Here is a 24981-nt window from a genome sequence, read left to right as displayed (position 1 = left end):
GGTCCGTCCGGTGGGGGCTCAAGCGGCACCCCCGCCCGGTCCGGCCCACAGCCCGTCCTCCGTGAGCCCCAGCAGCTCGATCGCGTTGCCCCGCACGATCCGCTCGACGACGTCCGGGTCCAGGTGCCCCATCTGGGCCTCGCCGACCTCACGCGACTTCGGCCAGGTGGAGTCCGAGTGCGGGTAGTCGGTCTCGTACAGGACGTTGCCGACCCCGATGGCGTCCAGGTTCCTCAGGCCGAAGGCATCGTCGAAGAAGCAGCCGTAGATGTGCTCGGCGAAGATCTCGGACGGCGGCCGGTGGACCTTGTCGGCGACGCCGCCCCAGCCGCGGTTCTCCTCCCACACCACGTCCGCGCGTTCGAGGATGTACGGGATCCACCCGATCTGCCCCTCGGCGTACATGATCCGCAGGTTCGGGAAGCGCTCGAGCTTGCCGCTCATCAGCCAGTCGACCATCGAGAAGCAGCAGTTGGCGAAGGTGATGGTGGAGCCGACGGCGGGCGGGGCGTCCGGCGAGGTCGAGGGCATCCTGCTGCTGGAGCCGATGTGCATGGCGATGACGGTGCCGGTCTCGTCGCAGGCCTGGAGGAACGGATCCCAGGCGTCCGTGTGGATGGAGGGGAGCCCCAGGTGCGGGGGGATCTCGGAGAAGGCGACCGCCCGCACCCCGCGCGCGGCGTTGCGCCGTACCTCCTCGGCCGCCAGCCCGGCGTCCCACAGCGGTATGAGGGTGAGCGGTATCAGCCGCCCCCGGGCCTCGGGGCCGCACCACTCCTCCACCATCCAGTCGTTGTAGGCCCTGACGCCGAGGAGCCCCAGCTCACGGTCCTTGGCCTCGGTGAAGGTCTGGCCGCAGAAGCGCGGGAAGGTGGGGAAGCAGAGTGCGGACTGGACATGATTGACATCCATGTCGGCCAGGCGGTCCGGGACGCTGAAGGACCCCGTCCGCATCTGCTCGTAGGTGATGACCTCGAGCTTGATCTCGTCGCGGTCGTAGCCGACGGCGGTGTCGAGGCGGGTCAGCGGGCGGTGCAGGTCCTCGTAGACCCACCAGTCGCCGATGGGGCCGTCGTCGCCCGGGCTGCCCATGATCGGGGCGAACTTGCCGCCCAGAAAGGTCATTTCCTTCAGCGGCGCCCGGACGATCCGGGGTCCGATGTCCTGGTACTTCGACGGGAGCCGGTCCCGCCAGACGTTGGGTGGCTCGACCGTGTGGTCGTCCACCGAGATGATCTTCGGGAAGGTCGCCGTGGTCTCCATGCTCTGCACGGTAGCGCTCATCTGACGGTCCGTCAGCTCCCTGGGAGGCGGGGTGCGCCGGGGTGCGCGAATGCGTGGACGGCGTGCAGAGGTGTGCGGAGGACGTGCCGAATGACGCAAGCCCTTGTGAGCACGGCGCGTTGACCTGTGATCGCCGTCTCCCACGGCTGACGCATCCGCCGTGCGCAAGGCAAACTGTGCTAGTGCCGCGGCAGGCAACGTTTGCCCGTCAAGGAACGGCGTCCGGTGCGTGCTCTGGGGGTACCCCCTGCTCGAAGAGCTTGGGGGAGTGCCGGCCGGAAGTCCTCGTACTGGACGTACTTGGGCTTCGGCCGGTGCGGCGAGAGGGCGTGCCGGGCGTCGCGACGGGGCGAACGTTGCCTGTTGGGGCACTGGTTGCAGTGACGGGTGCGGTTGGGGGCAGCGATGGACGGTGTACCGCGAGGACCGGGGCAGGGTGCCGCCGAGGAATCGGCCGCGCTGCGCTTCGGCGTACTCGGCCCCGTACGCGCCTGGCGCGGAACGGAGCCTCTGCCGACGGGCTCCCCGCAGCAACGCGCCCTGCTGGCGGCCCTGCTGCTGCGCGAGGGCCGCACGGCGACCGCCGCCGAACTGATCGACGCGCTCTGGGGCGACGAACCGCCCTCGCAGGCGCTCGCGGCGGTCCGCACCTACGCGTCCCGGCTGCGGAAGGTCCTGGACCCCGGCGTCCTGGCCAGCGAGGCGGGCGGCTACGCGCTGCGGCTGCCGCCCGGGGCCACGCTGGACCTCGTACGGGCCCGTGAACTGGCCTCCGACGCGGAGAAGGCAAAGGCCTCCCAGGATCTGTGCCGGGCCCGCGAGTTGCTCAACCACGCGCTGGACCTGTGGGACGGGGAGTCGCTGACGAGCGTGCCCGGCCCCTACGCGGAGGCCCAGCGCACCCGCCTGGAGGAATGGCGACTGCAACTCCTCGAAACTCGGCTGGAGATGGACCTGGAGCAGGGCTGCCACGCGGAGTCCGTCTCGGAGTTGACGGCGCTGACCGCCGCGCACCCCCTCCAGGAACGCTTCCGGGAACTGCTGATGCTGGCGCTGTACCGCTCCGGACGGCAGGCGGAGGCCCTCGCCGTGTACGCGGACACCCGCCGACTGCTCGCCGACGAGCTGGGCGTCGACCCGCGCCCCGGCCTCAGCGACCTCCAGCAGCGGATCCTCCAGGCGGACCCGGCGCTGGCGGAACCGTCCGCCCCGCTCGTGGAACCGGCCGCGGCCCCGGTCCGCCCCGCCCAGGTCCCGGCGACCGTCCCCGACTTCACGGGCCGGAAGTCTTTCGTGAAGGAGCTGAGCGACGTCCTGGCGTCGGCCTCCTCGCCGCAGGACCAGCCCCGGGTCATGGCGGTCTCGGCCCTCGCGGGCATCGGCGGCGTCGGCAAGACGACCCTCGCGGTGCACGTGGCCCACCAGGCACGCGGCGCCTTCCCCGACGGCCAGTTGTATGTGGACCTGCAGGGCGCGGGCGCGCGGGCGGCGGAGCCCGAGACGGTGCTCGGGGCCTTCCTGCGCGCCCTCGGAACGGCCGACTCCGCGATCCCGGACTCCCTGGAGGAGCGGGCGGCACTGTACCGGTCGGTGCTGGACGGCCGCCGGGTCCTGGTCCTGCTGGACAACGCCAGGGACGCGGCGCAGGTACGCCCGCTCCTGCCCGGTACGGAAGGGTGCGCCGCCCTGGTCACCTCCCGGGTCCGGATGGTGGACCTGGCGGGCGCCCACCTCGTCGACCTGGACGTGATGTCACCCGAGGAGGCGTTGCAGCTCTTCACCCGGATCGTGGGCGAGGAGCGGGTCTCGGCCGAGCGGAAGGCGGCACTGGACGTGGTGGCCGCCTGCGGCTTCCTCCCGCTCGCGATCCGCATCGCGGCCTCCCGCCTGGCCGCCCGCCGCACCTGGACGGTGTCGGTCCTCGCGGCGAAACTCGCGGACGAGCGCCGTCGGCTCGACGAGCTGCAGGCCGGAGACCTCGCCGTGAAGGCGACCTTCGAACTGGGCTACGGCCAGTTGGAACCGGCCCAGGCCCGAGCCTTCCGCCTGCTCGGCCTCGCGGACGGCCCCGACATCTCCCTCGCCGCCGCGGCGGCCGTACTCGACCTTCCCCTGGAGGACACGGAAGACCTCCTGGAGTCCCTCGTCGACACCTCCCTCCTGGAGTCGGCGGCCCCCGGCCGCTACCGCTACCACGACCTCGTACGGCTCTACGCGCGTTCCTGCGCCGAACGCGACGAACAGCCACCGAGCGAGCGGGAGGCGGCCATGTCGCGGTTGCTGGACTTTTACCTGGCTTCGGCGGCGGAGGTCTTCGCGATCGAGCGTCCGGGCGACCGCCTCGTGGATCACCTGGAGCCGACCCAGTACGCGGGCCTGCGGTTCAGCGACCGCAAGGAGGCCCTCGACTGGCTGTACTCCGAGGCCAACTGCCTGCTGGCGTGCGCCAGACAGTCCTTCGCCACCGGGAGACTGCGCCGGGGGGTGGACCTGCTGTGGGCCGCCAAGGACCTGGGTGAGTCCGGGGCGAACTCCAAGCAGTACGAGTCCACGGCGATCGCGGCCCGGGACGCCTCACAGGCGGCGGGCGACTCCTACGCCGAGGGGCGCGCCCGAACGTCCTTGACCAACGTCCATCTGGTGGCGGGGCGTTACGCCGAGGCGGACGACGAGGCCCGTCAGGCGGCGCTGCTCTCCGACGCTGTCGGCGACTCGACGTCCCTGTACTGGGTCAGCAATGATCGCGGCATCATCGCGTTCATCCAGGGCCGCAACATCGACGCAGAGCAGCATCTTCTGTCGGCCATCGAGGGATCGCGAGCCGACGAGAACCATCCTCTCGAGGCCAGCGCCCTGTGCAACCTCTCCCGCGTCCATCTCGCCATGGGGCACACCGCCCATGCCATCGCCCTTGCGGAGCAGGGGATCGACATCTACGACCGGATGGGCCTGACCGTGCGTCTCGCCAACGCCAGATACGCCCTGGGTCTCGCTCTCACCGAGGCCGAACGGATCTCCGAGGCCCTGGACGAACTGACCGAGGCACTGCAGATGTTCCAGCTGAACCGTCAGCGCCTCTGGGAAGGAACGACCCACTTCCGCATCGCTCAGGCACACCTCTCGGGCAGGCGTCCGGCGAAGGCGGCTCAGCACGCCGAACAGGCGCTCGCGATCGGCTGCATCGGCGGAGACCGTATGCGCGCCAACGTGCTGACCGCGCTGGGCGGTTCGCTCGACGGTCTCGGTCAGACCGACCGCGCACGTGCCTGCTGGCGCGAAGCCCTCGCCCTGTACGAGCAGTTGAACGCACCAGAGGCGGACGGGGTGCGCCGGCTGCTCACGCCGGTCACCGCCGCCTGAGATGGGCCGCAGGGGCGTTCATCGAACGTTTATGGCCTGCTGCCACTCTTCAACACATCGACCCGTCGCGTCGGGGGGCAGACGGATCGCCAGGCCGCTGGACGCCGCAAGCGGCCCTGGGGCGCCCGTTCGGCAACCCACGGGGGAGTTGCTGAACGGGCGCTCCTGTCGAGCAGACCTTCAAGAAAAACAGGAGTGACCATGAGCGACGTCAAGAACGAAGACGTCTCCCTGCTGGACAACCACGCACCCGCCCCGCCGGCCGAGGACGGCGTCGTGGCCATGGACAACCACGCACCCGCCCCGCCCGCCGAAGACGGCGTCGTCGCGATGGACAACCACGCACCCGCCCCGCCCGCCGAAGACGGCGTCGTGGCCATGGACAACCACGCACCCGCCCCGCCCGCCGAAGACGGCGTCGTCGCGATGGACAACCACGCACCCGCCCCGCCCGCCGAAGACGGCGTCGTGGCCATGGACAACCACGCACCCGCCCCGCCCGCCGAAGACGGCGTCGTCGCGATGGACAACCACGCACCCGCCCCGCCCGTGGCGGAGGACATCTGAGACTTCCATCCCAACGGGGATCGGCCGCGGCGGCGCGGAGGGGGAGCCGCCGCGGCCGAGGTGCGTCAAGAGGAAGATCCACGTCAGCACACCGGTTGCGCCGGCGGACCACCACACACCCTGACCAAGCAACACCCATGGGGCCGAGCCCGAGCCGGCCTCGTCCCGGAGGCCGGCCGGCGTCAGAGGTCCGTGCGGCGGGAGCGCAGTTCGCCCTTCACCACCTTCCCGCTCGCGTTCCGCGGCAGCTCCCCCACGAACTCCACCGTCCTCGGCACCTTGTAGTTCGCCATCTCCCGGCGGGACCAGGCGATCAGGTCGTCCGCGGTGAGTGAGGAGTCCGGACGGCGGACCACGTACGCCGCCCCGACCTCTCCCAGCCGGGGATCGGGGACGCCGATCACGGCCACGTCCGCCACGTCGGGGTGCAGGCCGAGCACCTGCTCTATCTCCGCCGGGTAGGCGTTGAAGCCGCCGACGATGAACATGTCCTTCAGGCGGTCGGTGATGCGGAGGTTGCCCGCGGCGTCCAGGACGCCGATGTCGCCCGTGCGCAGCCAGCCGTCCGGGCCGAGCACCGCCTCGGTCGACGCCTCGTCCTCGAAGTAGCCCCGCATCACGTTGAAGCCGCGGACCAGGACCTCACCCTGGGAGCCGGGCGGCAGCGCCGAGCCCGCGGGGTCCACCACCCGGACCTCGGTGCCCGGGATGGCGCGGCCCGACGTCGCCGCGATCACGGGTGGTTCGTCCCCGCGTCGGCACATCGTGACGATCCCGCTCGCCTCCGACAGGCCGTACGCCGTCAGGACCGTCCCCACGCCGAGCTCCGTGCGCAGCCGTTCCACCAGCCGCAGGGGGACCACCGCCGCGCCCGTCACCACCAGGCGGAGGGCGGAGAGGTCGTAGCCGTCGCGTGCGGGGTGGTCGAGGAGGGACTGGTGCAGCGTCGGCGGGCCGGGGAGGACCGAGATGCGTTCCGCCGCGATGTTGGCCAGGACCGTGTCCACGTTGAAGACCGGCTGCGGGATCATCGTGGCGCCCCGCATGAGGCAGGCGAGCACCCCGGCCTTGTAGCCGAAGGTGTGGAAGAACGGGTTCACGATGAGGTAGCGGTCCCCGGTGCGCAGGCCCGCGAGGTCGCTCCAGATCTCGTACGCGCGCAGCGTCTGCCCGTGCGTGATCATCGCGCCCTTGGGCCGGCCCGTCGTGCCCGAGGTGAAGATGATGTCCGACAGGGACGACGACTCGACCGCGTCGGCCCGGGCCCGTGTCTCCGCCTCCGGCACCGCGTCGCCGCTCGCCAGGAAGTCCTTCCAGGTGCGGAAGTCCTCCGGTGCGTCGTCCGCCAGGACCACCACCTGTTCGAGGCTCGGAAGTCCGGGCAGCGGCCCGCGGCCCTCGCCCTCCGACGCGGCCCTCCGCAGCGACGCCACGTACGACGTCCCGAGGAACGTGCCCGTCACGAACAGCAGCCTGGCCCGGCTCCGGTGCAGTACGTACGCCGCCTCCACGCCCTTGAAGCGGGTGTTCAGCGGGACCAGTACGGCGCCCGCCGACACCGCGCCCAGGGAGGAGACGATCCAGTCCAGGGTGTTCGGGGCCCAGATCGCCACCCGGTCGCCGGGCCGTACGCCGTTCGCGACGCAGGCCGCCGCCGCGCGCTCCACGCGCGCGCCGAGTTCCGCGTAGGTGATGCGGGTGCGGCCGTCCACCACCGCCTCGAGGGAGGCGTACCGCGAGGCCGCCGACCGCACCAGTCCCGGTATGCCGCCCCACTCCAGGTCTCCGCGCACCGTACGCCTCCCGACCATCCGCGTTCCGATCGGCCGACCGGTTCCGACCGGCCGACCGCAGTCCGGACCCACTAGCTGACTACCCGTCAGATTAGCGCTAGCCTGACGCACTGTCAGCTCCCGGCCACCGCAGCGGAGGTGGGCATGCCCGCGCCCCTCAAGGACGCCACTGCCATCGTCGGCATCGGTCAGACACCCTTCGCCAAACGGCTCCCGGAGTCGGAGAAGACCCTCGCCTGCCGGGCGGTCCTGGCCGCGCTCGAGGACGCGGGCATCGCGCCGGAGGAGGTCGACGGTCTCGCTTCCTACACCATGGAGGAGACCGACGAGGTCGAGCTGGCGAAGGCCATCGGGCTCGGTGACCTCACCTTCTTCAGCAAGGTCGGCTACGGCGGCGGCGGTTCGTGCGCCACCGTCGCCCACCTCGCCGCCGCGATCGCCACGGGTCAGGCGAGCGTCGGTGTCGCCTGGCGGTCGAGGAAGCGGGGGTCCGGACCCCGGCCGTGGAAGAACACCACCGTCCAACTGCCCACGCCCGCCCAGTGGACCCGGCCCTTCGGACTGCTCCGCCCGGCGGACGAGATAGCCATGCTCACGCGCCGCTACATGCACGAGTACGGCGCCACCCGTGACCACCTCTTCAACGTCGCCCTCGCCTGCCGCAACCGCGCCAACCAGAACCCCGCCGCGATGATGTACGAGCGGCCCCTCACGCGCGACATGTATATGACCTCGCGGTGGATCAGCGAGCCCCTCTGCCTGTTCGACAACTGCCTGGAGACGGACGGGGCGTTGGCCTGCGTCATCGTCTCCGCCGAGCGGGCCCTGGACTGCCGCAGCAAGCCCGTCTACGTCCACTCCACCGCCCAGGGCCTGCCCGCCCAGCACCACGGCATGGTGAACTACTGGAACGACGACCCGCTCACCGGACCGGCCTGGACCACCGCCCGACAGCTGTGGAAACAGGCCGACTTCGGGCCCGAGGACGTGGACGTGGCGCAGATCTACGACGCGTTCACCGCGCTCATACCGCTGTCCCTGGAAGGGTACGGGTTCTGCGCCAGGGGGGAGGGCGGGGCGTTCACGGAGGGCGGGGCCCTGGAGATCGGCGGCCGGCTCCCGATCAACACCGGTGGCGGGGGCCTGTCCGAGGCCTACGTCCACGGCTTCAACCTCATCAACGAAGGGGTGAGGCAACTGCGCGGCACCAGCACGGCACAGGTACCGGACGCCGCCACCTGCCTGGTCACGGCGGGCGAGGGCGTGCCCACCTCCGCTCTCCTGCTGAGGAGTTGACATGTTGACACCGGTCGTCGACGAGGACGGCGCCCCCTTCTGGCGGTACGCCGCGCAGGGCGAGCTCAGGATCCAGTCCTGCGCGGACTGCGGCGAGCTCCGCTTCCCGCCCCGCCCCTGCTGCCCGCACTGCCGGTCCTTCGACAGCGAGTGGCGCAGGACGAGCGGGCGGGGCCGGATCTGGTCGTACGTCGTCCCGCATCCGCCGCTCCTGCCCGCCTACGCGGAGCAGGCTCCGTACAACGCGATCGTCGTCGAACTCGTGGAGGCGCCGCGCGTCCGGCTCGTCGGGAACCTCGTCAGCGGACCCGACGCGCCCCTCAACTCCGTGGATCCGCGGAGGATCCGGGTCGGTGCCCGCGTCCAGGCCGTCTTCGGCGAGGTGGCCGGCGTGATCGTCCCGCGCTGGGTGCTGGAGCGGCCGTGAGCGTGCGGATCGACACCGACAAGGACACCGGCGTGGCCGTCGTGACCCTCGACCGGCCCGAGAAGCTCAACGCCATCGACCTCGACACCGCGGACCGGCTCAGGCGGGCCTGGCGGGAGTTCCGGTTCGACGACACCGTGCGCGCGGTCGTCGTCACCGGGGCCGGGGAACGGGCCTTCTGTACCGGCCTCGACCGGAGCGTCACGGTGGAGCAGCCCAACTCGCCCTACATGGTGGACGACCCGCTCAGCTCGGTCGGCCCCAAGGCGGGCGACCTGTGGAAGCCGGTGATCGCCGCCGTCAACGGCATGGCCTGCGGTGGGGCCTTCTACCTGCTGGGCGAGGCGGAGTTCGTCGTCGCGGACGAGTCGGCGACCTTCTTCGACCCGCACACCACCTACGGCATGGTCAGCGCGTACGAGTCCGTCTCCATGGCCCAGCGGATGCCGTACGGGGAGGTGGCGCGGATGGCGCTGATGGGCACGGCCGAGCGGGTCTCGGCACGGCGGGCGTACGAGGTCGGGCTGGTCTCGGAGATCACCGCTCCCGGCGGCGCGCTGACCGCCGCAGTGGACTGCGCCACGGTCATCGCCTCCTGTCCGCCGGCGGCCGTACAGGGCACGGTACGGGCGCTGTGGACGGCCCGGGAGGCGGCACGGGCACATGCGACCGCCCAGGCGCCGCAGCTCATCAGCCTGGGCAACCTGCCCCTGGACGAGCAGGCGGCCCTGTTCGAGGAACGCCGCAAGGGCTTCCGCCTGCGCTGAGCGAGGCCTGGCGACAAGCCGTCCGACCCCACACGCTGACGGGCAACCCCACACCAGACGGGCGCCCCCACACGCGACGGCAGGTCAGGCCGTGCGAGCCGTCCCGGTTCCCTTCTCCGCGTCCAGGGCGTACACGCAGCGGTCCTTGCTGCACGCGTACACCACCCCGTCCATCACCACCGGCGAGCCGGTGATCTCGCCGCCGGTGGCGAGCTTCCAGCGGAGCCGGCCGTCGTCGGCCTTGAGGGTGTACAGGAGGTGGTCGGTGGAGCCGAAGTGGATGCGGCCCTCGGCCACCGCGGGCGCGCCCACGATGTCGCCGCCCGCCTGGAAGCGCCACTTCGGGGTGCCCGTGACCGCGTCCAGCGTGTAGAGGCCCTTGCCGCTGCCCACGTGGACGTGGCCGTCCGCGACCAGCACGGGCTCGATGGAGGCCCGGGCCTCGGTGGCGATGCGCCAGCGGTCGCGGCCGTCGGCGGAGTCGAGGGCGTAGACCGTGCCGAGGTAGTCGGCGAGGTAGATGCCGCCGCCCGTGACCGCGGGCCCGGGCGCGAAGGTCGGCGCGCACAGGAAGACCGCGGGAGCCTCGAAGTGCCAGCGGACGTGCCCGCTCGCGACATCGATGGCGAGGACGCGGGTGCCGGCGGAGACGTACACGCATCCGTCGGACGCCTCGGTGATCCGGACGGGTACGCCGCCGCAGGAGGCCGCGTCACCGATCGGGTAGGACCAGCGCTCTTCACCCGTTCGGGCCTCCAGGGCCCGCAGTCTCGCGTCCTTCCAGACGTACACCGTGCCGTCGTGCACGGAGGGCCCCGCTTCGGGAGCCTCGAAGTCGGTCTGCGCGCCGGTGATCTCCCACAGCTTCTGGCCGTTCGCGGCCTCGTAGGCCTGGACGCCGCCGCCGCGCGTACCGGTGACGACGGTGCCCCGGTCGGCGCTCAGCGAGTACACCCAGGCGTCCGCGGGCAGCCGCCACAGGTCGCCACCCTCGCGGGCGTCCAGGGCGATGAGGGTGGGGCCGTCGGAGGCGTGGATTCGGCCGTCCGCGACCGCCATCGACCAGGCGACGTCCCTCGTCTTGAAGCGCCGGCGGCCGGTGGCCACGTCCAGCGCGTGCACCTCGAAGGAGGTGACGTAGACGAGATCGCCGGCGACGGTGGGCGTGCCCCAGACGTCGTTGGACATGCGGAAGCGCCACGGTCGCCAGGCCGCGCCCGCGTCGGGGGCCGGCGGGACGCCCGGTACGGCCGGGTCTGCGCCGTTCACGCCCGCCCGGGGCCGCGACCAGGAGGCGGCGAGTCCGGCTTCCGGAGGGGGCGCGTCCACGGCGGCGGCGCGGGCGTCGGCCACCCGCGGTCCGGGCCCGATCGGCACCTGCGCCCCGGCCAGCCGAACCGGACCCGTGTCGGGTACGCCCCCGTGCCCGGCGGGCAGGGCGGCGGGCCGCGGCGGCTCCAGGGGTGGCGGCGGTACGGCGGGCAGGGCGGCGCCTCGGCCGCCGCTGCGCGCCTGCGTCGACGGCGACGACCTGGTGGCCGGACGTCCGCCGCGGCGCGTCTCGATCAGGCCCACCGCCCGCTCGGGCAGCCAGGCCGAGGCCGTACCGCTGTCGTCGGAACCGGAGCCGAAGAGGTGGGGGGCCAGCTGGGCCTGGAGGTCGGCGGGGTTGGGCCGGGCGGTGGGCTCCATCTGCATGCAGGACTCGATGAGCGGACGCAGCTCCTCCGGGAGCCCTTCCAGGTCAGGGCCCTCGCGCAGCAGCATGAAGACGGTCTCGACGGGGTTGGCGCCGTGGAAGGGGGCGTGGCCGGTGGCGGCGAAGACCAGCATCGAGCCCAGCGAGAACACATCGCTGGCGCCGGTCACGCTGCGCGAGTCCTTGGCCTGCTCGGGCGACATGTAGGCGGGTGTACCGACCGCGACATTCGTCATCGTCAAACGAGTGTTCGACACGCCGGAGGCGATACCGAAGTCGATCACGCGCGGCCCGTCCTCGACCACGAGGACGTTCGACGGCTTCAGGTCGCGGTGGACCAGTCCGGCGCCGTGGATGGACTGCAGCGCCTCCGCGACGCCCGCCGCGAGCCAGCGCACCGCCTGGGCCGGCAGCGGCCCGCACTCGGTCACTATCTCCTCGAGCGAGGGCGCCGGTACGTACGCGGTGGCCAGCCACGGCACGGCGGCCCGTGGGTCAGCGTCGACCACGGCGGCCGTGTAGAAGCCGGAGACCGCCCGTGCGGCCTCGACCTCACGCGTGAAGCGGACCCGGAAGAGCTGGTCCTCGGCGAGCTCCGTCCTGACGGTCTTGATCGCCACGCGCCGGCCCGAGGCCGAGCGCGCGAGATAGACCAGCCCCATGCCGCCCGCGCCGAGCCGTCCCAGCACCTCGAACGGTCCGATCCGCCGCGGATCGTGCTGCGTCAGCTGATCCACCACTGCCCTGCCACCTCCCCGTACAGGCCGTGCACCCACGATTTGACCACGGCCCCGTGCAGCGTCTCACCACCCGGTCGGGGTGACGGAACACACCCCTGATTCTTCCTGTCCGGGGCACCGGTTGCGAACCCGTGGGCGGAACGGGGCGCGTCCGGACAAAACAACCCTCCGACCGGACGCACCTCGCCCGCACGGATGGCACCCCCGGCGGATTCGGACCAGAAGCCGACATGGATTTCGTATGAGCACAGTAATTTCGAATCGTCACACTGGACCCACCGCGACGGCAGGCCACAGCAGGCACGCGCTGACGGCTCCCGCTTCGACCACCGCGGCCCCCGACCGCCACGGTCCCGAGGCGCCCATCGCCGAGCAGGTGCTGGCCCCGACCTGCACACGCCGCTCACGCAGGTCCGGGCCACCGCCGAGCAGGTGCCCGGCTGCGCCGGAACCCCGCGGAGCGCAGGTGCCTGCGGAGACGCCCGTATCCCCGAAGCGCGGGTGCCTGCCGGATGCCCGATCCCCCCACGAAGCGCAGGTGCCCCGTCACCTCAGGTCAACACCACCGGCGTCCTCTGCAACACCGCGAACTCCGCTCCCTGGTTGTCGCTCACCACCGCCATCCGCCCGTACGGCACCTCGAAGGGGTCCACCCGGACTCGGCCGCCGAGGCGGGTCACCGCCGCCACCGCGGCCTCGCAGTCCGCCACGCCGAAATGGACCAGGAAATGCGGCGGCATCTCGGCCGGGAACACGTCGGAGACCCGGCGGCGGCAGCCGATCACGGTGTCCGGCGTGGGCTCGGACCCGGCGGGCGACCACATCCGCACCCCCGCTCCGCCGTCCAGCAGGTCCAGTGCGCCAAAGCCGAGGACCCGCTCGTAGAAGGCGTCGACGACGGTCTCCTCGCGCGCGTACACCTCCGTCCACACGACGGAGTCCGTTTCGCGCCACTTCTCGAACCCGGCGCATGCCCCGCCTTCCCACAGGCCGAAGACGGCACCCTCGGGGTCGGCCACCAGCGCCAGCATGCCCTGGGTGCCGACCGGCACGGGGCCCGTGACCAGCTGTCCGCCCTCCTGGCGGACACGCTCGGTGAGCGCGGCGAGGTCCGGGGTGGCGAAGTACACCGTCCAGACCGTGGGCATCCGTCCGTCGCGCTTGGGCGCGAGGGCGGCGACCGTCCGGTCCTCGCTGCGGGCGACCAGATACTCGCGGTAGTGATACTCCCTGTAGCCGGCCCTGCGAATGCCGTATTCGGTATGCGTCTCCTTGTCGAAGGTCCACCCGAAAAGCTCTCCGTAGAAGCGTTTGCCCGCCTCAACATCAGGGAGCATCGCGTCGGCCCAACAGGGCACGCCTTCTCTGAATACGGCCATGTGGTCAAGCTAATGGCCTTTCCGCCGCCGCGCCCGCGGTGGGCGCACTCCCCATTTGCAGTCGGCCGAATCGCGCTCCGATCACCCCTCGGTAAGCTGACGGCATGACAGGACAAGTGCGTACCGTCGACGGCCGCGTGGCCGGTCGGCGCGGGCAGGCGACGCGGCAGAAGCTGCTCGACTGCCTCAGCGAAATGCTCAGCTCGTCCCCTTACCGGGACGTGAAAGTGATCGACGTCGCCCGCAAGGCGGGCACTTCGCCGGCGACCTTCTACCAGTACTTCCCCGACGTCGAAGGCGCGGTACTGGAGATCGCCGAGCAAATGGCCGCGGAGGGCGCCGCTTTGACGCAGCTGCTCGAAGGGCGCTCCTGGGTCGGCAAGGCCGGCTGGCAGACGTCGCAGGACCTCGTCGAGGGGTTCCTGGACTTCTGGCGCAAGAATGACGCGATCCTGCGGGTCGTGGATCTCGGTGCCGCCGAGGGCGACAAGCGGTTCTACAAGATCCGGATGAAGATCCTCAACTCCGTGAACAACTCCCTGGTGGAGACGGTCAAGGAGCTCCAGGCCAAGGGCAGGGTCGACAAGGACCTGAGCCCGCCGGCGATCGCCGGTTCGCTGGTCGCGATGCTCGCGGCGGTGGCGTCCCACCAGAAGGGCTTCACGTCCTGGGGCGTCAAGGCGGCCGAACTCAAGCCCAACCTGGCGCTGTTGGTGCATCTGGGCATCACCGGCAGAAAGCCGACCAAGTGACCGAGTAGTTACGCCCCGCAGCATCAGGTTCCCCCAGTCCTGTCATACAGGCGGCAGTTCACTTACGTGGACTGCCGCCTGCTGCGTTTCCGGGCGGTGTGCGGCTCTGGGGCTTCCTGTACGGATCTGGAAGATCGGCGCGGTCCGCGCGTTCGATCTTGCGACGTACGGCGTGAGTTTCGAGGTTTCCGTGAGCAGTGCGCCTGAGTCACTCTCCGGTTGCCTGAGTGGCATATGTGGTTGATGGTGGTGTCATGGGCCGAGCGTGCGGAGGGCCGGTTGCTCGGCCCTCCCCACAGCGCTTGCGCGCCCCCCACCCTCTCTCCGGCTCACCGCTGAGTAAGGCGGAACACCCGTATCTCGCGGTCGACCCGCGCCTGGTACGTCGCGTACGGCGGCCAGATCTTCAGGGCCTCCCGCCAGGCGGCGGACCGCTCCTCGCCCTGCAGCAGCCGGGCCCTGACCGGGATGTCCCGCCCCTTGAAACTGATCTCGGCGTCCGGGTGCGCGAGCAGGTTCGCGGTCCAGGCGGGGTGCGCCGGGCGGCCGTAGTTGGAGCCGATGACGATCCAGGTACCGGCCGGCTCCGGCAGACAGGCCAGCGGTGTACGGCGCGGCTGCCCGCTCCGCGCACCGGTCGCCGTGAGCACGACCCCGGGCAGCATCTGCGCGCTCAGCTGCACCCGGCCGCGGGTGAACCGGTGCACGGCGAGATCCATGGCGGGGACGACGTAGGGGGCGTACCGGGCGAAGGACGGTGACGACGCCACCTTCTGCAGCAGACGCTTTCCGGGCGGCATCACACCCTCACCTCCGCACCGTGTCCGGCCGTGAACAGTCCCGCGGCGTCGGCGGCGTGCGCCCGCAGCCGGTGCCCCGGCCCGAACAGCAGCTCGTCCCCCGCCGCCCGCTTGAAGTACAGATGGGTCTCGTGCTCCCAGGTGAAGCCGATGCCGCCGTGCAGCTGGATCGCCTCGGCGGCGGCCGTCCGCAGGGCCTCGAGCGCCTGCGCCAGGGCCAGCCCGCCCACGCGTTCGCCACCGCCGACCCCGGCGGACCAGGCAGCGTAGTAGGCGGCGGAGCGGGCTGCCTGCACCTGGACGTAGACGTCCGCGAGCCGGTGCTGCACGGCCTGGAACGACCCGACCGCCCGCCCGAACTGCTCCCGCTGCCGTACGTGCTCCACCGTCCGTTCCAACGCCCGGTCGGCGGCTCCCACGGCCTCGGCGGCGAGCACGGCGGCTGCGGCGTCCCCGGCGGCTGCCAGTTCCCCCGGAACGGCCGTCGCCGCGTCGTCGTCGCCCAGCAACTCGGCGACCACATGGCGCAGTTCTATCCGGGCCCGGGGCCGTGTCTCGTCCAGCGCCGTCTGCCGTACGCGGACGAGGCCCGCCGCGTCCGCCCGTACCAGGAACAGTGGCGTCCGCGAGCGGGCGAAGCCCCCGGTGTGCGCGGCCACCAGCAGCAGCCCGGCACTGTGGCCGTCCAGCACCTGGTCCGCCTGGCCGTAGAGCCGCCAGCCGTCGTCCGTCCGCCGGGCCTGCACCCCGCCCGCGCGCCCGCCGCCCGCCCAGTCGCCCCGGTTGTCGTCGGCCAGGGCCAGCGCGGTGGCGAGTGCCGTGCCCGGTACCGCGAGCGCGGCGGTCAGCTCCCCCGCTGCCAGCCGGGGCAGGAGTTCGGCCCGCTGCCCCTCGGTGCCCAGGGCCCGTACCAGCGGTGCGGTGAGGACCGCCGTGGCAAGCAGGGGCGAGGGAGCGAGTGCCGCGCCGAGTTCCTCCGCGGCGAGGGCGAGTTCGGTGATGGTGCACCCCACGCCGCCGTACGACTCGGCCAGCGCGAGCCCCGGCAGTCCGAGCTGCCCGGCGAGGGCGGACCAGAGCGCGGTGTCGTATCCGGCGGGTGTCAGTACGGCGGCCCGCACCTCTTCCGCCCCGCACCGCTTCAGCAACAACTCCCTTACCGTGCGCCGGATGTCCAGCTGCTCGGCGGTGAGGTTCGTGTCCATGGGCGCGCGCTCCTGTTTTTGTGGCTCGGTTCGCCTCCGGGTCGCCCGTGTCGGTGTCGAGACGCCGACGCGCCCCTTCGGCTCACTCGCCGACCGGCCGCGGATCTGACGGTGCGTCATATTAGGACGGTCTCCCGCGGATGCACAGAGCCGTGACGCCCTTCCGCCGGGACCTCCCTCCCACCCCGCATCTAATGTACCGTCAGATTCCATGACTCCTGGTGCTCCGGGGAACCGCAAGGTCGCCGTGGTCGGCGTCGCACTGTCGGACTGCGGCCGGGTGGACGACGCAACGCCCTACGCCCTGCACGCCCAGGCCGCCCGCCGGGCGCTCGCCGACGCGGGGCTCGGGCGCGAGGCGGTGGACGGGTTCGCCTCGGCGGGCCTCGGCACGCTGGCGCCCATCGAGGTCGCCGAGTATCTGGGCCTCCGGCCGACCTGGGTGGACTCCACCTCGGTGGGGGGATCCACCTGGGAGGTGATGGCGGCGCACGCGGCGGACGCGATAGCCGCCGGCCGCGCCAACGCCGTCCTCCTCGCCTACGGCTCCACCGCCCGCGCCGACCTCAGGGCGGGCCGCCGCACCGCGAACCTGTCCTTCGGGGCCCGCGGCCCCCTGCAGTTCGAGGTCCCGTACGGGCACACCCTGATCGCAAAGTACGCGATGGCGGCCCGTCGCCATATGCACCAGTACGGCACCACCTTGGAACAGCTCGCGTCGGTCGCCGTGCAGGCCCGCGCCAACGCGGCGGCGAATCCCGAGGCGATGTTCCGCACCCCGATCACCGTGGACGAGGTCCTGTCGGGTCCCGTGATCGCGGACCCCTTCACCAAACTCCACTGCTGCATCCGCTCGGACGGCGGTGCGGCGGTGCTGCTGGCCGCCGAGGACCTCGTACGGGACTGCCGTACGCGACCGGTCTGGGTCCTCGGCACCGGCGAACACGTCTCCCACACGACGATGTCCGAGTGGACCGACTTCACCGTCTCGCCCGCGGCCGAGAGCGGACGCCTCGCCTTCGGACGGGCAGGGGTGCGGCCCGAGGAGATCGACCTGGCCGAGATCTACGACGCGTTCACCTACATGACACTGGTGACGCTGGAGGACCTGGGGTTCTGCGAGAAGGGCGAAGGGGGCGCCTTCGTCGAGCTCGCCAAAGGCCGGCTGACGCTCACCGGTGAGCTGCCTGTGAACACGGACGGGGGCGGACTGTCCGCCCAGCACCCGGGCATGCGGGGCCTGTTCCTGCTGGTGGAGGCGGTACGCCAACTACGCGGCGAGGCCGGCGACCGCCAGGTCCGCCGGGCGGGCGGCCGGTTGCCGCAACTCGCCGTGGCCTCCGGCACGGGCGGCTGGTTCTGCTCGTCGGGAACGGTGGTACTGGGGCGAGGCTGAGGGCCCGTCGGCGGCAGGCCGCAGGCCGCAGGCCGCAGGCCGCAGGCCGCAGGCCGCAGGCCGCAGGCCGCAGGCCGCAGGCCGCAGGCCGCAGGCCGCAGGCCGCAGGCCGCAGGCCGCAGGCCGCAGGCCGCAGGCCGCAGGCCGCAGGCCGCAGGCCGCAGGCCGCAGGCCGCAGGCCGCAGGCCGCAGGCCGCAGGCCGCAGGCCGCAGGCCGCAGGCCGCAGGCCGCAGGCCGCAGGCCGCAGGCCGCAGAGGATACTCGGCCCATGGATCACGATCTCGACGCGCTGTTGCGGACGCAGAAGGTGTGGGACACGGAGCTGCCGGAGTTCGACCCGTCGGTCGCGCCGGAGGAACCGCTCGCGTTGTTCGCCGAGTGGTTCGCCGCGGCGGTGGCGGCCGGGCAGACCGAGCCGCACACGATGGCGCTGGCGACGGTCGACGAGGAGGGCGCGCCGGACGTGCGGACGGTGATGCTGCACGGGGCGGACGCTTCCCACGGCTGGTCGTTCGCGACGCACTCGACGAGCCGCAAGGGCCGTCAGCTCGCGGCGGACCCCCGCGCGGCGCTGCACTTCTACTGGGCGGCGCAGGCCCGCCAGATCCGGCTGCGCGGCACGGTCGCCACCGACTCGGCGACCGCGAGCCGGGCGGACCTGCGGGCTCGTTCCCTGGGCGCGCTGGCGTCGGCCCTGGTGGGTCGCCAGAGCGAAGTCCTGTCGTCACTCGACGAGTTGCACAGCGCGTCCGACGCGGCCTGGCAGCGCGCCCAGGAGGAACCGGACGCGGCCGCCCCGAGCTGGACCCTGTACCACCTGCACCCCACGGAGGCGGAGTTCTTCCAGGGCGACGCCCGCAGGCGGCATGTACGCCTGAACTACCGCAAGGTGGGGGGTGTTTGGCGCAGGGAGTTGCTGTGGCCGTGAGGCCGGGGCGGCTGCGGGGTTCACCTTCGGTGGACTTCACCTTCGGTGGAGTTCACCTTCGTTCCGCGGGTCACGGGTCCGCGGGTTCCGGGTCCGTCGCCAGCCGGGCGTGCAGATGGACGTCCCGGAAGGCGTCCTTGCGCCCAGCCTCGAACATCGCCCCGCGGAGGGTGCCTTCGTACGGGAAGCCGCAGCGGTCGGCGACCCGGCAGGAGGCGCCGTTGCCGAGGGCGTGGCCCAGTTCCAGCCGGTGGAGCGGGAGTTCGGCGAAGGCCCAGCGAGTGGCGAGGGTGAGGGCGCGGCGGGCGGCCCCCCGGCCGCGGGCCTCCGGCAGGACCCAGTAGCCGACGCGGGCGTTGCGCATCACCGGGTTGATGTCGTTGACGCCCATGTGGCCGAGGACCGCGCCGCTGTCCGCGTCGGCGATGCAGAAGGAGGCGCTGCCGCCCTGTCGCCGGTCCTCCTCCCGGGCGAGCAGCGTGTCCCGCGCCGCGGCGAGGTTCTCGACCGCCGTCAGCAGGGTGTTCCAGCGCAGGAACTCCGGATCGGTCAGGCCACGCAGCCAGGCTTCGGCATCCACGTCGGACGTGGGGTCCCACGTGCGCAACAGCACTGTGCCGTCGGACAGTTCGGGCAGCGGGCGGATGGTGTGGGGCTCACGCAGATCGGCCATCGGCCCATTGTTTCGCTACGGTCGGACGGGCCGGAACACCGGGACGACGGCCCCCTCCTCTCCGAGGGCCCGGAAGGCCACCTCCAGTCCCATCCCGACCCGCAGATCCTCCTCCGCGCACTCCACCACCTCACTCATCATCCGGGGCCCCTCCGCCAGATCCACCACGGCCGCGACGTACGGCACCCGCTCGCCGAACGGCGGGAGGTCGTTGCGGTGGACGACGGACCAGGTGTAGAGCGTGGCGCGCCCGCTCGCGGGCTCCCAGCCCACGTCGTCGCTCCAGCAGAAGGGACAGAACTCACGCGGGTAGTGATGGGCCCGGTCGCAGGCGCCGCACCGGCGCAGCAGCAGCATGCCCGCGGCCGCGGCGTCCCAGTAGGGCCGGGTGAAGGTGTCGATGTCCGGCAGGTCGAACCGCGTCGCGCGGTGGGCGCCGCTCACTGGAACAACCCGAACACGTCGTCGAGCGACCACGTCTGCCACGACATCGTGAACAGCGCGACCACCGAGATGAGCGCCATCATCGAGTTCTGCCCCTGCTCGGCCCAGTCGTGGATCATGAGGACGAGGTAGAGCAGATTGAGCAGCAGCCCGCCGACCAGGGCGACAGGGGTGAGGAATCCGCTCACCAGGCCGAGTCCGAGGGCGAGTTCGGCGTACACGACGACATACGCCATGGTCTGCGGCCGGGGCGCGACGACCACGTCGAAGCCGCTGCGGACGGCGTTCCACCGGTGCTTGGCCGCGACGTCGGCGGCCCAGGCGATCCCGGTCCCCCGCTGGAACCACCCTTTCTTGTCCTTGTGCCGCCAGCTCTCCAGCCACCACAGCCCGAGGCCGATCCGCAACACGGCAACCCACTCCGCCCCGCTGAGCCAGACCGTGTCCATGCGGCAGCCTCCCGTCGCCCGTCAGGCCAGTATCTGACGGTACGTCAGTTCAGCGGACGGGCGCCACGAGCGCAAGAGGCGTACGCCACCGACACCACACACTTCTCCGCCGGCCGTGATCGATTCGCAATGGTTTCCCGGCTTGACCGAGACCCACCAAGTGAACCGGCGGTTACGCTCCCGCTCATGGCTGACTCCCCCCACTCGTCATCCTCGGGGCACCCGCTCGTGCCGCTCCAGAACGACCGTCCCGTGTATGTCGTCGGCGGCGGTCCCGGCGGGCTGTCCGCGGCGTACGCGCTGCGTGCCCAGGGCGTACGGGCCGTCGTGCTGGAGAAGACCGAGCACGTCGGCGCCTCCTGGCGGAGGCACTACGACCGGCTCCGGCTGCACACCACCCGTCGGCTGTCCGCACTGCCGGGCCTGCCGATGCCGCGCAGGTTCGGACGCTGGGTGTCCCGCGACGACGTCGTGCGCTACCTGGAGAAGTACGCCGAGCACCACGAACTGGAGATCGTCACCGGCGTGGAGGTCACCCGCATCGAGCGCTCCGGCGAGGACTGGGTGCTGCACGCCACCGGCGGCCGGGAACTGACCGGCAGCGCGGTGGTCGTCGCCACCGGCTACAACCACACGCCGAACATCCCGGACTGGCCGGGCCGCGACACCTTCACCGGAGAGTTCCTGCACGCCGGCGAGTACCGCGAACCGACCCCGTACGCCGGCCGCGACGTCCTCGTCGTCGGCGTCGGCAACACGGGCGCGGAGATAGCCGTCAACCTGGTCGAGGGCGGCGCTTCCCGGGTGCGTCTGTCCGTCCGCACCGCGCCCCACATCGTGCGACGCTCGACGGCCGGCTGGGCCGCCCAGTACACGGCCGTCCTCGTGCGGCGGCTGCCGGTCGCGCTCGTCGACCGGCTGGCCAGGCCGATGGCCCGGCTCAGCGTCCCCGATCTGTCCGCACTAGGGCTGCCGCGCCCGGACAGCGGGCTCTACTCGCGCGTCAAGGAAGGCGCGATCCCCGTGCAGGACGTCGGCCTCATCGACGCCGTACGCAAGGGGAAGGTCGAGGTCGTGGCCGCCGTGGAGGGCTTCGAGGACGGGAAGGTGCTGCTCGCGAACGGCGAGCGGATCGGGCCGGACGTCGTGATCGCCGCGACCGGGTACCGGCGGGCGCTGGAGGGCCTCGTCGGGCACCTCGGCGTACTGGACGAGCGAGGGAAGCCGGTGGTGCACGGGGCACACAGCCCCAGGAACGCGCCCGGGCTCTACTTCACCGGCTTCGCCAACCCGATCAGCGGGACGCTCCGCGAGATCGCGCTCGACGCACCGAAGATCGCGAAGGCGGTGGCACGCAACACGTCGCGGGCCTCCCGTCCCGCCGCGCGCTGAAGCGTGCGTATCTGCATGCGCATAGGCGCCTGCAGATACGCGTCTGCCGAACCGCTCTCACATGGCTGGTGCCTCAGGTTGAGCGAGGCCGACGAACACCCGGCGTCTCGCTCAACCTCAGGTTTCGGGCCACGGAGAGGCCCCCGTATCCCGGCAGATCTCAACCCCCGACTCTGCTCAGGGCTGGTGACGACCGTCTTCGAGTCCCATTAGATGAACTCCTACGGGATCCAACGACGAACCACCTGCGGCACACTAGTGTCCTGCGCCAGAAATCCGTCGGTAGATCTGTCTCGTCTCGACGGTCGGATCCCCGGCCGCCGATCAGGCGCGTTGACCGTCGGCGGCTCAGCCGGAACCGCCTAGGAACTTCCGGCGCAGGACACTAGTTCACCGCGAGCACGGAGGTGTTGTTCGTGATGTCCGGATCGAAGGGGAACCCGCTGTTCCCCCAACCGGGATGGATGCTGACGGCGCCGGTCGTGCCGGGCAGGACCGTGTCGATGCGCAGCGTGAAGGCGTACGGGCGTTGCGTGTTCTCCAGCACCCAGTACGGCAGGTCGCAGTCGTATCGCGGGGCGCCCGTCCGGCGTGGGTAGTAGCCGCCGCCCAGAGTGCGCGGTTCACAGCCCGAGGGGACCCCGGTGACGGTGGTGCCCTGCGGCACGATCAGCCTGACCACGGCGACGGCTTCGCCGGAACCGAGGTTGCCCAGCCAGCCGGGGCCGTTGTTCTTGAAGGTCAGCGGGGCGGTGACGGTGGTGCCCGCCGCGCCCGAGACCGCGGCACCGGTCACCGCGAAGTCCGCGGTGTTGTCGACGGCGAAACCGGCCACCACGTAGTTGTCGTCGTCGGAGATGTCGGTGGCTCCGCCACCAGGCTCCACGCTGAGGTCCAGCCGCTCGCCCATGGCGTGCCCGGCGAGCACGACCCGGAGCGGCGCGGGGAGCGCGAAGGAGTCGCCCGGCTCCAGCACCTCGTCGAAGGCGCAGGTCACCTGAGTCATTGGCGCCTCGTCCGTACCCCCGATCCCGGTGTACGAGCACTCGTCGTACTTCGTCGGGAACTCCAGCCCGTAAGACGCGAACATCTTCAGCGTGAAGCCGTTCGCGGCCCCGTTCCCCTTGTTGGTCAGGGCTAACGGCACGGTCTCGGTGGTGCCCGGCTTCGCACCCTTGACCGGTGCGACGTCGGCGAGGGCGAGGTCGGGCCCGGCCGCGATGGTGACCGTGGTGTCGAAACTCTCCCGCGGCGCGGTGAGCGTGCCGTCCGGGCCGCCGACGGCCGTGGCCTCGTAGGTGATCCGTCCCTGCGCCCCGGCCGCGACGCCGTCCGCCGCGCGCACCGCGAGGTGGATCTGCTCGTCGTAGTCGGCCCCGATGGTCGGTACTTCGGGAACGCTGCACACCGCGGTCGTCCCGCTCGGCGCGCAGTTGTCGGGCCAGGTCACCTCGGCGACGCCGGTGAGCCCCGAGATGTCCACGGTGAGGCGGCCGTCGGTCACCGTGAAGTTGTCGTTGTCGTGGTACAACCCGAGGTCGAGCGATCGGGTCTGCGGCGGCCCGCCGTCCACGCCGAGCGGCAGGCTCAGCTCGGAGGGCGCGTCGACCCACAGTTGGTCGGTCTCATCGGCGAATGCCGGGACGGCCGGCGTCAACGCCAGCAGACCGGCCGCCGCGGTGACACAGGCTCCGAGGCGCGCGGTGCGCCCGACGGAGACAGGTCTCATGTCTTCCCCCACAGGCTCGGTGGACCCAAGGTCCGGTGAACTCGGTCCCGTTCACGCGTCGGGTTGTCCGACGCCTTGAGGTGGACGGTCAAGGGTGCGGAACGGTTGTACCGAATTCGCATATCGATGCGTCAAGTACCTCTGGAATCACATTACTTACCGGTCAGTCAAAACTCTGTGCAGGACCGTCCGGATGCACCACAATGCTCGCTCTGAACACCATTCACTTCACACTCGCCTGTACCGCTTACGACGGAGGACGCACGTGGCACGTGAAAGACAGGTCTCCGCGAAGGACTCCGACTCCGGAAGAGCTCCCGCAAGGCTCTCCCGACGCGCGATGCTCGGCGGCGCCGCCGCGACGGGTGTCGTCACCCTCGCCGGCGTGGGCACCGGCACCGCCTCGGCCGCGGCGGCCCGGGAGGCCGACGTCGTCGTCGTCGGCGCCGGGCTCGCGGGGCTCACCGCGGCCCGCGACATCGCGGCGGCCGGCAAGTCCGTCGTCGTCCTGGAGGCCCGGGACCGCGTCGGCGGCCGGGTGGTCAACCTCAAACTGGCCAACGGCGGAGTCACCGAGGGCGGCGGGGAGTTCATCGGCCCCACCCAGGACCGCATCAAGGCGCTCGCCGACAGCCTGGGTGTGGAGACCTTCCCGACGTACAACACCGGCAAGAACCTGCTGTACAAGGACGGTACGAAGACCCCGTACGCCACCGACGGCCTGCTCGGCTCGGTACCGCCGATCGACATCGCGGGCCTCGCCAACGCCGCCGCCGTGCAGGCGATGCTCGACGACATGGCGACCAAGGTGCCGGTGGACGCGCCCTGGACCGCGGAGAAGGCCGTCGAATGGGACGGCCAGACCTTCGAGACCTGGCTGCGGAAGAACGCCGTGATCCCGTCGGCCAAGTTCCTCTTCGACGTGGCCTGCACCTCCATCTTCTCGGCCCAACCCCGCGAACTCTCCCTGCTGTTCGTGCTCTCCTACATCGCCGGTGCGGGCGACGCGTCCAATCCCGGCACTCTGGAACGCCTCACGGACACCGCGAACGGCGCCCAGGAGCTGCGCTTCGTCGGCGGTTCGGGGCTCATCCCGCAGAAGCTGGCGGAGTCGCTGGGCAACAAGGTGGTGCTCGGCGCTCCGGTGCGCTCCATCGCCTCCTCCGGCGGCAAGCTGACCGTCACCGCGGACGGCGTCACCGTCACCGCGCGCCGGGTCGTCGTCGCCGTCCCGCCGCCGCTGGCCTCCCGCATCCAGTACGACCCGCTGCTGCCGGCCCTGCGCGACCAGCTCACCCAGCGCCTCCCGATGGGCTCCATCGGCAAGGCGATCGCCGTCTACGACACCCCGTTCTGGCGCGCGGACGGCCTCAACGGCCAGATCGTCAGCGACACCGGCACGGTCCGCTCCACCTTCGACAACTCCCCGCCGGACGCCTCCTACGGCGCCCTGATGGGCTTCATCGAGGCAGATGAGATGCGCACGCTGGACTCCGCCTCCGTGGACGAGGTCAAGGCGGCCGTCCTCAAGGACTACGTCACCTACTTCGGCGACAAGGCCAAGACCCCCACCTCGTTCGTCCTGCAGCGCTGGAACAACGAGGCCTACTCCCGCGGCGGCCCCGTCGCCTACGCCCCGCCCGGCGTCCTCACCCAGTACGGCAAGGCCCGCCGCACCCCGGTGAACGGCATCCACTGGGCGGGCACGGAGACCTCCGGCTACTGGAACGGCTTCATGGACGGCGCGGTACGGTCCGGCGAGCGGGTGGCGAAGGAGGTCCTGGACGCGCTCTGATCTCTTCGGCGACTCCGGAGTGGGGGGGGGGGGGGGGGGGGGCCCCCCCCCCCCCCCCCCCCCCCGCGGGCGGCGGGGGGGGGGGGGGGGGGGGGGGGGGGGGGG

20 protein-coding genes are annotated in these 24981 nt (G+C 71.7%); 10 read left to right on the top strand and 10 right to left on the bottom strand.

All coding sequences use genetic code 11. The annotated features are described in order from the left end of the window. Positions 1 to 18 precede the first annotated feature (18 nt). The gene (locus tag EF387_RS04185; RefSeq protein ID WP_128375101.1) at positions 19 to 1263 is read right to left on the bottom strand and encodes an amidohydrolase family protein; all 1245 of its coding nucleotides are present in this window, start codon (positions 1261 to 1263) and stop codon (positions 19 to 21) included. A 426-nt stretch (positions 1264 to 1689) separates the two neighbouring features. Between EF387_RS04185 and afsR the strand changes: the two genes are divergently transcribed. After that, on the top strand, positions 1690 to 4644 hold the full coding sequence (afsR, locus tag EF387_RS04180) for an SARP-family global regulator AfsR (protein ID WP_128375100.1): 2955 nt from the start codon (positions 1690 to 1692) through the stop codon (positions 4642 to 4644). Positions 4645 to 4845: 201 nt separating this feature from the next. Next, on the top strand, positions 4846 to 5211 hold the full coding sequence (afsS, locus tag EF387_RS49675) for a regulatory protein AfsS (protein WP_338058081.1): 366 nt from the start codon (positions 4846 to 4848) through the stop codon (positions 5209 to 5211). Between the two features lie 182 nt (positions 5212 to 5393). Here the strand turns inward: afsS and EF387_RS04170 are convergent, their stop codons facing one another. After that, positions 5394 to 7004 (bottom strand): FadD3 family acyl-CoA ligase, encoded by a 1611-nt coding sequence (locus EF387_RS04170; RefSeq protein WP_238431325.1) that lies wholly within the window; start codon positions 7002 to 7004, stop codon positions 5394 to 5396. 144 nt (positions 7005 to 7148) lie between these two features. Here EF387_RS04170 and EF387_RS04165 point away from each other — a divergent pair, with 144 nt between their 5' ends. The 3 genes from EF387_RS04165 to EF387_RS04155 are packed head-to-tail and all read left to right on the top strand — an operon-like array spanning position 7149 to position 9494. After that, a complete protein-coding gene (locus EF387_RS04165) occupies positions 7149 to 8300 on the top strand; it encodes a lipid-transfer protein (protein ID WP_128375098.1) in 1152 nt (383 codons plus the stop codon). A 1-nt stretch (position 8301) separates the two neighbouring features. Continuing rightward, positions 8302 to 8727 carry a Zn-ribbon domain-containing OB-fold protein gene (locus EF387_RS04160; protein WP_128375097.1) on the top strand — a complete coding sequence of 142 codons (426 nt, stop codon included), beginning with the start codon at positions 8302 to 8304 and terminating at the stop codon, positions 8725 to 8727. Continuing rightward, positions 8724 to 9494, top strand: coding sequence for an enoyl-CoA hydratase/isomerase family protein (locus tag EF387_RS04155; RefSeq protein ID WP_128375096.1), 771 nt, complete (start codon positions 8724 to 8726; stop codon positions 9492 to 9494). Before EF387_RS04160 ends, EF387_RS04155 begins: the two co-directional genes overlap by 4 nt. A gap of 84 nt (positions 9495 to 9578) precedes the next feature. On the opposite strand, the gene afsK is transcribed toward EF387_RS04155, so the two are convergent. Together afsK and kbpA are read right to left on the bottom strand one after the other, a co-directional pair. Next, a complete protein-coding gene (gene afsK / locus EF387_RS04150) occupies positions 9579 to 11933 on the bottom strand; it encodes a protein serine/threonine kinase AfsK (protein ID WP_128375095.1) in 2355 nt (784 codons plus the stop codon). A gap of 551 nt (positions 11934 to 12484) precedes the next feature. Continuing rightward, positions 12485 to 13312, bottom strand: coding sequence for an AfsK-binding protein KbpA (kbpA, locus tag EF387_RS04145; RefSeq protein ID WP_128375094.1), 828 nt, complete (start codon positions 13310 to 13312; stop codon positions 12485 to 12487). A 116-nt stretch (positions 13313 to 13428) separates the two neighbouring features. Here kbpA and EF387_RS04140 point away from each other — a divergent pair, with 116 nt between their 5' ends. Beyond that, a complete protein-coding gene (locus EF387_RS04140) occupies positions 13429 to 14064 on the top strand; it encodes a TetR family transcriptional regulator (RefSeq protein WP_128375246.1) in 636 nt (211 codons plus the stop codon). A 329-nt stretch (positions 14065 to 14393) separates the two neighbouring features. Here the strand turns inward: EF387_RS04140 and EF387_RS04135 are convergent, their stop codons facing one another. Next, the gene (locus tag EF387_RS04135) at positions 14394 to 14864 is read right to left on the bottom strand and encodes a nitroreductase family deazaflavin-dependent oxidoreductase (protein ID WP_128375093.1); all 471 of its coding nucleotides are present in this window, start codon (positions 14862 to 14864) and stop codon (positions 14394 to 14396) included. After that, entirely contained in the window at positions 14864 to 16069 is a 1206-nt protein-coding gene (locus EF387_RS04130) for an acyl-CoA dehydrogenase family protein (RefSeq protein ID WP_128375092.1), read from the bottom strand. The genes EF387_RS04135 and EF387_RS04130 overlap by 1 nt, the downstream gene beginning before the upstream one ends. A gap of 211 nt (positions 16070 to 16280) precedes the next feature. Between EF387_RS04130 and EF387_RS04125 the strand changes: the two genes are divergently transcribed. Both EF387_RS04125 and EF387_RS04120 read left to right on the top strand, forming a co-directional pair. Beyond that, positions 16281 to 17465: a thiolase C-terminal domain-containing protein gene (locus tag EF387_RS04125; RefSeq protein WP_128375091.1), complete on the top strand. Its 1185-nt coding sequence runs from the start codon at positions 16281 to 16283 to the stop codon at positions 17463 to 17465. 269 nt (positions 17466 to 17734) lie between these two features. After that, positions 17735 to 18394 (top strand): pyridoxine/pyridoxamine 5'-phosphate oxidase, encoded by a 660-nt coding sequence (locus EF387_RS04120; RefSeq protein WP_128375090.1) that lies wholly within the window; start codon positions 17735 to 17737, stop codon positions 18392 to 18394. 70 nt (positions 18395 to 18464) lie between these two features. Here EF387_RS04120 and EF387_RS04115 read toward each other — a convergent pair whose 3' ends face one another. The 3 genes from EF387_RS04115 to EF387_RS04105 are packed head-to-tail and all read right to left on the bottom strand — an operon-like array spanning position 18465 to position 19960. Then, the gene (locus EF387_RS04115) at positions 18465 to 19067 is read right to left on the bottom strand and encodes a GNAT family N-acetyltransferase (RefSeq protein ID WP_128375089.1); all 603 of its coding nucleotides are present in this window, start codon (positions 19065 to 19067) and stop codon (positions 18465 to 18467) included. 15 nt (positions 19068 to 19082) lie between these two features. Further along, on the bottom strand, positions 19083 to 19511 hold the full coding sequence (locus tag EF387_RS04110; protein ID WP_128375088.1) for a Zn-ribbon domain-containing OB-fold protein: 429 nt from the start codon (positions 19509 to 19511) through the stop codon (positions 19083 to 19085). Further along, a complete protein-coding gene (locus EF387_RS04105) occupies positions 19508 to 19960 on the bottom strand; it encodes a DoxX family protein (protein WP_128375087.1) in 453 nt (150 codons plus the stop codon). Before EF387_RS04105 ends, EF387_RS04110 begins: the two co-directional genes overlap by 4 nt. A gap of 186 nt (positions 19961 to 20146) precedes the next feature. Between EF387_RS04105 and EF387_RS04100 the strand changes: the two genes are divergently transcribed. Then, positions 20147 to 21352 (top strand): flavin-containing monooxygenase, encoded by a 1206-nt coding sequence (locus EF387_RS04100; RefSeq protein ID WP_128375086.1) that lies wholly within the window; start codon positions 20147 to 20149, stop codon positions 21350 to 21352. A gap of 385 nt (positions 21353 to 21737) precedes the next feature. Here EF387_RS04100 and EF387_RS04095 read toward each other — a convergent pair whose 3' ends face one another. Continuing rightward, the gene (locus EF387_RS04095; RefSeq protein WP_128375085.1) at positions 21738 to 23081 is read right to left on the bottom strand and encodes a COG1361 family protein; all 1344 of its coding nucleotides are present in this window, start codon (positions 23079 to 23081) and stop codon (positions 21738 to 21740) included. Between the two features lie 265 nt (positions 23082 to 23346). Here EF387_RS04095 and EF387_RS04090 point away from each other — a divergent pair, with 265 nt between their 5' ends. After that, positions 23347 to 24876 carry a flavin monoamine oxidase family protein gene (locus EF387_RS04090; RefSeq protein ID WP_420802523.1) on the top strand — a complete coding sequence of 510 codons (1530 nt, stop codon included), beginning with the start codon at positions 23347 to 23349 and terminating at the stop codon, positions 24874 to 24876. The last annotated feature ends 105 nt before the right edge of the window (positions 24877 to 24981 follow it).

This window comes from Streptomyces cavernae (assembly GCF_004023625.1).
GTDB lineage: Bacteria > Actinomycetota > Actinomycetes > Streptomycetales > Streptomycetaceae > Streptomyces > Streptomyces cavernae.
Note: the sequence above shows the minus strand (reverse complement) of the source record. Positions and strands in the feature narration are given on the sequence as shown.

Excerpts from the sequence above, each read along its gene's own strand:
- EF387_RS04185 (WP_128375101.1), bottom strand. The coding sequence starts at position 1,263 with ATGGAGACCACGGCGACCTTCCCGAAGATCATCTCGGTGGACGACCAC.
- afsR (WP_128375100.1), top strand. The coding sequence starts at position 1,690 with ATGGACGGTGTACCGCGAGGACCGGGGCAGGGTGCCGCCGAGGAATCG.
- afsS (WP_338058081.1), top strand. The coding sequence starts at position 4,846 with ATGAGCGACGTCAAGAACGAAGACGTCTCCCTGCTGGACAACCACGCA.
- EF387_RS04165 (WP_128375098.1), top strand. The coding sequence starts at position 7,149 with ATGCCCGCGCCCCTCAAGGACGCCACTGCCATCGTCGGCATCGGTCAG.
- EF387_RS04160 (WP_128375097.1), top strand. The coding sequence starts at position 8,302 with ATGTTGACACCGGTCGTCGACGAGGACGGCGCCCCCTTCTGGCGGTAC.
- kbpA (WP_128375094.1), bottom strand. The coding sequence starts at position 13,312 with ATGGCCGTATTCAGAGAAGGCGTGCCCTGTTGGGCCGACGCGATGCTC.
- EF387_RS04135 (WP_128375093.1), bottom strand. The coding sequence starts at position 14,864 with ATGCCGCCCGGAAAGCGTCTGCTGCAGAAGGTGGCGTCGTCACCGTCC.
- EF387_RS04130 (WP_128375092.1), bottom strand. The coding sequence starts at position 16,069 with ATGGACACGAACCTCACCGCCGAGCAGCTGGACATCCGGCGCACGGTA.
- EF387_RS04125 (WP_128375091.1), top strand. The coding sequence starts at position 16,281 with ATGACTCCTGGTGCTCCGGGGAACCGCAAGGTCGCCGTGGTCGGCGTC.
- EF387_RS04120 (WP_128375090.1), top strand. The coding sequence starts at position 17,735 with ATGGATCACGATCTCGACGCGCTGTTGCGGACGCAGAAGGTGTGGGAC.
- EF387_RS04115 (WP_128375089.1), bottom strand. The coding sequence starts at position 19,067 with ATGGCCGATCTGCGTGAGCCCCACACCATCCGCCCGCTGCCCGAACTG.
- EF387_RS04105 (WP_128375087.1), bottom strand. The coding sequence starts at position 19,960 with ATGGACACGGTCTGGCTCAGCGGGGCGGAGTGGGTTGCCGTGTTGCGG.
- EF387_RS04100 (WP_128375086.1), top strand. The coding sequence starts at position 20,147 with ATGGCTGACTCCCCCCACTCGTCATCCTCGGGGCACCCGCTCGTGCCG.
- EF387_RS04095 (WP_128375085.1), bottom strand. The coding sequence starts at position 23,081 with ATGAGACCTGTCTCCGTCGGGCGCACCGCGCGCCTCGGAGCCTGTGTC.